The 4,567-nt window shown below is 71.8% G+C and carries 4 protein-coding genes; 1 reads left to right on the forward strand and 3 read right to left on the reverse strand.

Translation table 11 applies throughout. The annotated features are described in order from the left end of the window. From WA805_RS09870 to WA805_RS09880, 3 genes are all read right to left on the reverse strand, one after another. Window positions 1-975, reverse strand: a 975-nt coding sequence (locus tag WA805_RS09870; protein WP_425242190.1) for a biotin--[acetyl-CoA-carboxylase] ligase, incomplete at its 3' end; no start/stop codon positions are given. Beyond that, on the reverse strand, window positions 975-1,697 hold the full coding sequence (locus tag WA805_RS09875) for an alanyl-tRNA editing protein (protein WP_425238642.1): 723 nt from the start codon (window positions 1,695-1,697) through the stop codon (window positions 975-977). The genes WA805_RS09870 and WA805_RS09875, both read right to left, overlap by 1 nt. A gap of 10 nt (window positions 1,698-1,707) precedes the next feature. Beyond that, on the reverse strand, window positions 1,708-3,207 hold the full coding sequence (locus tag WA805_RS09880) for an MFS transporter (RefSeq protein WP_424558796.1): 1,500 nt from the start codon (window positions 3,205-3,207) through the stop codon (window positions 1,708-1,710). Window positions 3,208-3,310: 103 nt separating this feature from the next. Between WA805_RS09880 and WA805_RS09885 the strand changes: the two genes are divergently transcribed. Further along, entirely contained in the window at window positions 3,311-4,228 is a 918-nt protein-coding gene (locus WA805_RS09885; protein ID WP_422324447.1) for a helix-turn-helix transcriptional regulator, read from the forward strand. Window positions 4,229-4,567: the final 339 nt, after the last annotated feature.

Below are 4,567 nucleotides of genomic sequence, written 5' to 3' on the forward strand. Positions count from 1 at the left end.
TTCGCGGACCTGGACGCGGTTCGCGGGTTCGCGGGGGACGACTACGAGCAGGCGGTGATCGAGGACGCGGCCCAGGCGGCACTCAGCCGCTGGGACGAGCGTGTCTCGCACCACGAAGTCGCGGTGCGGGTGGCGTAACAGCCGGACGTGGATGACATCCCCCGCGGAGACCGTCACCGGCGGGGCACCGGAAGCCGGCGCCACCAGCAATCGGCCATCGGCATCTACATCTTCCGCCACGCCGGACAGGACGCGGCCGCCAGGCAGCTCCACCCGGACTGAGCGGCCGAGGGTCGCGCACAAGGCTCGGTAATCAGACAGCAGGCCGGCCCGCGCGGGGTCGGGGTCGTCCCTGAAGGCCGTGTAGCGGCGTTCCAGCTCGCGCAGCATCGCGGCCAGCAAGGCCTCGCGGGACACGGAAGCGCCCTCGACGAGCAGCGACGTCGCGGGCAGGCCGCTCGGCGACACGGGGAGCGCGTCAGCCGGCGTGGCCACGTTCAGCCCGATGCCGACCACCACGGCATCGCCCGACTGCTCCGCGAGGATGCCAGCCAGCTTCCGCGAACCGGCCAAGACGTCGTTGGGCCACTTCAAGACGGCAGCCACGCCAGAGACGTCCCGCACCGCACTAGCGACAGCAACCCCGGTCAGCAGCGGCAGCCAGCCGCGCCTGGCCGCTGGTACAGAACCCGGGCGGAGCAGCACAGAGAACGTGAGCGACGCGCCGGGAGCGGAGACCCAGGACCGGCCCATCCGGCCACGCCCCGCGACCTGCGACTCCGCGACGAGGACCTGGCCTTCCGCGCCACCGCGCCGGAGCAGGTCCGCATTGGTGGAGCCGGTAACGGCCACGACCTCGAGCGACGTCCACAGGCCGCCGGCGCCGAGCTCGGAGTCACCGCGACCCGGGCCGGCCAGCGCCGCGCGCACCGCGTCGGCGTCCAGCAGCGCCCCCGGCTTCGAAGCCGCGCCCATCACGAACCGATGGCGAGGCGGATCCGCCGGAAGCCCTTGCCCTTGTTCTCGATCTTCACGACCGAGATGCGGCCGACCTGGGACGTCGACGCGACGTGGGTGCCGCCGTCGGCCTGCTGGTCCAGGCCGACGATGTCCACGATCCGCACGTCCTTGACGTCCTCGGGCACCAGGTTGGTCGCGGTCCTGATGATGTCCGGGATCTCGAACGCCTCGGCCCGCGGCAGCGTGCGCACCACGATCTGCCGGTCGAGGCGCAGCTCGGCGTTGCACGCGTCCTCGACGGCCTCCTTGAAGCCCGGCGGCACGGCCTCCAGGTTGAAGTCCATCCGCGCCGTCAGCGGCTCCATGTTCCCGCCGGTCACCAGGGCGCCGAAGTCGCGGAACACCACCCCGCACAGCACGTGCAGCCCGGAGTGCGTCCGCATCAGCGACGTCCGCCGCTCATCCTCCACCGCGCCGCGCACGGTGGTGCCGACGACAGGCAGCGGGTCGCCGTCCAGCGGCACGAGGTACATGTCGTCCGGGCTCTTTCGGGCGTCCACGATCCGGGTCTGCACGCCGCCCCACAGCAGCACGCCATGGTCCGGCGGCTGGCCGCCGCCGCCCGGATAGAAGGCCGAACGGTCAAGCACGATCCCGTCCGGGCCGGCGGCCAGCACCATGGCGTCCCACTCGCGCAGGGTCTGATCATCTAGGTCAAGCCGGTGTGTCCTGCTCACGCCCCGCAGCCTACTGCCGCGCGGCCGCCAGCGCGTGCCGCGCCGTCACCCGCATGTGCGCCACCGAGAGGAACGCGCCGAGCAGCCCGAGCACCGCGAGCGCGACCGACGTGGCCAGGTAGGCGTTCGCCGACGAGATCGCGAAAGCGGCCGAGCCGCCCAGCGACCCAGGCAGCCGCCCAGCCAGGTTCAGGTACAGCGTGCCGAACGTCGCCACGCCGGTCACAATCCCGAGCTGGTTCACGGTCACGATGACCCCGCTGGCGTCCGCCGCGATCGCCACCGGTACCCGGGACAGCACCCGCGTCATCAGCGGACTGAACGCGGCCGCCATGCCGGCCCCGGCCACCGCCGACGCGGCGTACACCCAGAAGCTGGTCCCGTCATCGCCAGACCGGAACAGCAGGCCCAGCCAGAGCAGCCCGAGCCCGTTCACCACGAACCCGGCGGCCGGCAGCACCGCGTAGTACCGCGCGGGAAGTCGCCGCCAGTTGAGGCTGACCAGCGCGAACGCCACCGCGGCCGGCGCGAAGGTGAGCCCCGCCCGCAGCGCCGACTCGCCGAGCCCGTCCTGCAGCTCCAGCGCGAACCCGAACAGCCAGCCGCCGAACACCATCATCGCCGCGAACAGCCCGCCGATCCCGGCCAGCACGCCGGGCAGGCCGAGCAGGGCACGCGGCAGGATCGGCTGCCCGCCGCCCGCGGCGACCCGGTGCTCGACGAAGCCGAGCAAGACGAACAGGACGACCGACACCAGCAGCAGCGCCCACCCCCACACAGGCCAGCCAAGCGGCTGCCCGAGCACCAGCGGCAGCACGAACGCGAGCACGGCCGGGGTCAGCACCAGCAGCCCGGGCAGGTCGAGCCGTCGCCCGGTCATGTCCCGCGCGCCGGGCAGCATCCCCGTGCACAGCAGCACCGCGACCCCGATGGGCACGTTCACCAGGAAGACCGACCGCCACGTGAGGCCGAACACGTCCGCGCTGATCAGCAGGCCGCCGACCACCTGGCCGAGCACCGCGCCACCGGAGATCACCGTCGCGTACAGGCTCATCGCCCGCGCCCGCGGGCCCGGCGCCTGGTACGTGCGCTGCAGCAGGCTGAGTACCTGCGGGATCATCACGGCGGCGCCGACCCCTTGCGCGAAGCGCAGCCCCACCAGCACGCCGGCCGTCGGCGCCAGTCCGCAGCCAAGCGACGCCAGCGTAAACAGCAGCACTCCCGCGCGGAACACCCGCCGGTGCCCGAGGATGTCGCCGAGCCGCGCGCCAGTGATGAGCAGCACCGCGTACGCGATCGTGTACCCGGCGACGATCAGCTGCAGCAGGGCCCCGGACGCGTGCAGGTCGGCGTGCATCGACGGGATCGCGACGTTCACGATGTTCGTGTCGAGCACCGCCATCAGCTGCCCGGTCAGCACGACCGCCAGGACGACGCTGGATCGCGGCCCGGCCCCGGCAGACGCCCGGCGCCCGGCGCGCAGCGGAAGGCGTTCGATGAGTTCTGTCATGTCACCTAGTTTGCGGCGCGGCTTATTCTGGTACCAAGAGCCTGCTTATCCTGGTACCAACACCACCTGGCACGGCCGCCGTCTTGACGAGAGAATGGATAGCGTGAGCGTGAGCACCATCAACGGAACCGCGGATCGCCGCACTGAGCTGGCCGCGTTCCTGCGCACCCGGCGGGAGCGGATCAGCCCGGAGGATGTCGGGCTGCCGCCGGGCACCCGCCGCCGCACCGCCGGCCTGCGGCGCGAGGAGCTGGCCCAGCTAGCAGGCGTCGGCGTCACCTGGTACACGTGGCTGGAGCAGGGCCGCCCGATCAACGCCAGCGTCCAGGTCCTCGACGCGATCGCACGCACGCTGCGCCTCGACACAACCGAGCGCGCGCACCTGTTCCGGCTCGCCGACGTCCCCGGCACGGCCGCGGTGCCTGGCTGCGACGACTGCCCGCTGCCTGACGAGATCCAGCAGATCCTCGACGCGCTCCCGATCCCCGCCTGCGTGGTCACGGAACGGTTCGACCTGCTGGCCTGGAACGCGGTGTACGCCGCGATCTTCCCCGCGGTCACGTCCGCCCCGACAGCCGAGCGGAACACCCTGCTCTCCGTCTTCACCTCCCTCCCCTGCTGCGCGCCGTACGACAACCACGAGGCCTCCTGCGCGACCATGGTCGGCCAGCTGCGCGCCGCGTACAGCAAGCACCTCAGCGACCCGGCCTGGACGCACTTCATCCGCCGCCTCGAGGCGGAAAGCCCCGCGTTCGCCGAGTCCTGGGCGGCACACGACGTCGCGCAGCCGACCGGCATGGTGAAGAACCTCCGCCACCCCAGCGTCGGCCGCATCACCGTGACTTCCAGCAGCTTCGCCGTGAACGCCGTGCCCGGCGCCCGGATGACCGTGTACACCCCGGCCGATGACCAGAGCAAGAAGGCACTCGCCCGGCTAGCCGCGGGCGAAGAGCTGACCGCCCGCTTCCCCTGCTGGTCCGCCCATCATCCAGAACGTAAGGTGCCAGCTCTCACGGCCTGACTTCTCCCCCGCGCCTCACCCGCGAACGCGGTCGATGCGACATCGTCCACGTTCCAGCGGCTCCCCGCCCACGGCGCGAACGTAGTCGCTGTGACATCGTCCACGTTCCCAGCAGCCCTACCTCGCCACGAACGTGCTCGATGTGACATCGTCCACGCTCTTTGGTGGTCGATGGGACATCGACCACGTTTGGATGGTTGGGGTCCGGCCGCCAAGGTAGTCGATGGGCCATCGACCACCCTCTATGGCGGTGGATGGCCCATCGACCGCCATCAGGGCCCGGTGGCTGGCCACCGGGGCGAGCGGCGGGCCGGTGGCTGGCGACCGGGGCGAGCGGCG

It is taken from the genome of Trebonia sp., from assembly GCF_049794275.1.
GTDB lineage: Bacteria > Actinomycetota > Actinomycetes > Streptosporangiales > Streptosporangiaceae > Trebonia.